A 2,980-nucleotide genomic window follows, 5' to 3' on the forward strand; every position below is an offset into this window, starting at 1 on the left:
GGACTTCTATCGCTAGAAGAAAGATCAAAACCCAACCGCAAGGTTGATAAGGTTAAGTGAATAAGGGCGCACGGTGGATGCCTTGGCACTAGGAGCCGATGAAGGACGGGACTAACACCGATATGCTTTGGGGAGCTGTACGTAAGCTATGATCCAGAGATTTCCGAATGGGGGAACCCAGCATCTTTTATAGGATGTTACGTTTGCGTGAATACATAGCGCATTCGAGGTAGACGCAGAGAACTGAAACATCTAAGTACCTGCAGGAAGAGAAAGAAAATTCGATTCCCTGAGTAGCGGCGAGCGAAACGGGAAAAGCCCAAACCAATGAGCTTGCTCATTGGGGTTGTAGGACTCCAATATGGTAGTACTTTCAGATAGTCGAATGACTTGGAAAAGTCAGTCAAAGAGGGTAAAAACCCCGTAGATGAAATTTGGAAGGCACCTAGGAGGATCCTGAGTACGGCGGAACACGAGGAATTCCGTCGGAATCCGGGAGGACCATCTCCCAAGGCTAAATACTCCCTAGTGACCGATAGTGAACCAGTACCGTGAGGGAAAGGTGAAAAGCACCCCGGAAGGGGAGTGAAATAGAACCTGAAACCGTGTGCCTACAACAAGTCAAAGCCCGTTAATGGGTGATGGCGTGCCTTTTGTAGAATGAACCGGCGAGTTACGATTGCATGCGAGGTTAAGTTGAAGAGACGGAGCCGCAGCGAAAGCGAGTCTGAATAGGGCGTTTGAGTATGTAGTCGTAGACCCGAAACCATGTGATCTACCCATGTCCAGGTTGAAGGTGCGGTAAAACGCACTGGAGGACCGAACCCACGTACGTTGAAAAGTGCGGGGATGAGGTGTGGGTAGCGGAGAAATTCCAAACGAACTTGGAGATAGCTGGTTCTCTCCGAAATAGCTTTAGGGCTAGCCTCGGAATTGAGAATGATGGAGGTAGAGCACTGTTTGGACTAGGGGCCCATCTCGGGTTACCGAATTCAGATAAACTCCGAATGCCATTCATTCATATCCGGGAGTCAGACTGTGAGTGATAAGATCCATAGTCGAAAGGGAAACAGCCCAGACCACCAGCTAAGGTCCCAAAATATATGTTAAGTGGAAAAGGATGTGGGGTTGCACAGACAACTAGGATGTTGGCTTAGAAGCAGCCACCATTTAAAGAGTGCGTAATAGCTCACTAGTCGAGTGACCCTGCGCCGAAAATGTACCGGGGCTAAACATATTACCGAAGCTGTGGAGTACACCTTTAGGTGTATTGGTAGGAGAGCGTTCTAAGGGCGTTGAAGGCAGATCGTGAGGACTGCTGGAGCGCTTAGAAGTGAGAATGCCGGTATGAGTAGCGAAAGACAGGTGAGAATCCTGTCCACCGAATGACTAAGGTTTCCTGGGGAAGGCTCGTCCGCCCAGGGTTAGTCGGGACCTAAGCCGAGGCCGACAGGCGTAGGCGATGGACAACAGGTTGATATTCCTGTACTCGTTGTTTTTGTTTGAGCAATGGAGGGACGCAGGAGGCTAAGGAATGCAGACGATTGGAAATGTCTGTCTAAGCAGTAAGTCTTGATAGGAGTCAAATGCTTCTATCTGTACGGACAAGCTGTGATGGGGAGGGAAATAATAGTACCGAAGTTCCTGATGTCACACTGCCGAGAAAAGCTTCTAGTGAGAAAACAACGACCCGTACCGCAAACCGACACAGGTAGTCGAGGAGAGAATCCTAAGGTGAGCGAGAGAACTCTCGTTAAGGAACTCGGCAAAATGACCCCGTAACTTCGGGAGAAGGGGTGCTGATCTAAGATCAGCCGCAGTGAATAGGCCCAAGCGACTGTTTATCAAAAACACAGGTCTCTGCAAAATCGTAAGATGAAGTATAGGGGCTGACGCCTGCCCGGTGCTGGAAGGTTAAGAGGAGTGCTTAGCGTATGCGAAGGTACGAATTGAAGCCCCAGTAAACGGCGGCCGTAACTATAACGGTCCTAAGGTAGCGAAATTCCTTGTCGGGTAAGTTCCGACCCGCACGAAAGGCGTAACGATTTGGGCACTGTCTCAACGAGAGACTCGGTGAAATTTTAGTACCTGTGAAGATGCAGGTTACCCGCGACAGGACGGAAAGACCCCATGGAGCTTTACTGTAGTTTGATATTGAGTGTCTGTACCGCATGTACAGGATAGGTAGGAGCCGTAGAAATCGGAACGCTAGTTTCGATGGAGGCGCTGGTGGGATACTACCCCTGCGTTATGGCCACTCTAACCCGCACCACTGATCGTGGTGGGAGACAGTGTCAGATGGGCAGTTTGACTGGGGCGGTCGCCTCCTAAAAGGTAACGGAGGCGCCCAAAGGTTCCCTCAGAATGGTTGGAAATCATTCGAAGAGTGTAAAGGCAGAAGGGAGCTTGACTGCGAGACCAACAAGTCGAGCAGGGACGAAAGTCGGGCTTAGTGATCCGGTGGTTCCGCATGGAAGGGCCATCGCTCAACGGATAAAAGCTACCCTGGGGATAACAGGCTTATCTCCCCCAAGAGTCCACATCGACGGGGAGGTTTGGCACCTCGATGTCGGCTCGTCGCATCCTGGGGCTGTAGTCGGTCCCAAGGGTTGGGCTGTTCGCCCATTAAAGCGGCACGCGAGCTGGGTTCAGAACGTCGTGAGACAGTTCGGTCCCTATCCGTCGCGGGCGTTGGAAATTTGAGAGGAGCTGTCCTTAGTACGAGAGGACCGGGATGGACTTACCGCTGGTGTACCAGTTGTTCTGCCAAGGGCATTGCTGGGTAGCTATGTAGGGAAGGGATAAACGCTGAAAGCATCTAAGTGTGAAGCCCACCTCAAGATGAGATTTCCCATTTCTTTAAGAAAGTAAGATCCCTGAGAGATGATCAGGTAGATAGGTCAGGAGTGGAAGTACAGTGATGTATGGAGCGGACTGATACTAATCGATCGAGGACTTAACCACATTGGTAAAGAAAAAA

1 rRNA gene is annotated in these 2,980 nt (G+C 50.5%); it reads left to right on the top strand.

Annotated features, from left to right (window positions below):
- The first annotated feature begins 50 nt into the window (after positions 1-50).
- Positions 51-2,964, top strand: a 23S ribosomal RNA gene (locus AB3H93_RS14065).
- Positions 2,965-2,980: the final 16 nt, after the last annotated feature.

Source organism: Enterococcus sp. C74 (assembly GCF_040887125.1).
Taxonomy (GTDB): Bacteria; Bacillota; Bacilli; order Lactobacillales; family Enterococcaceae; genus Enterococcus_B; species Enterococcus_B hirae.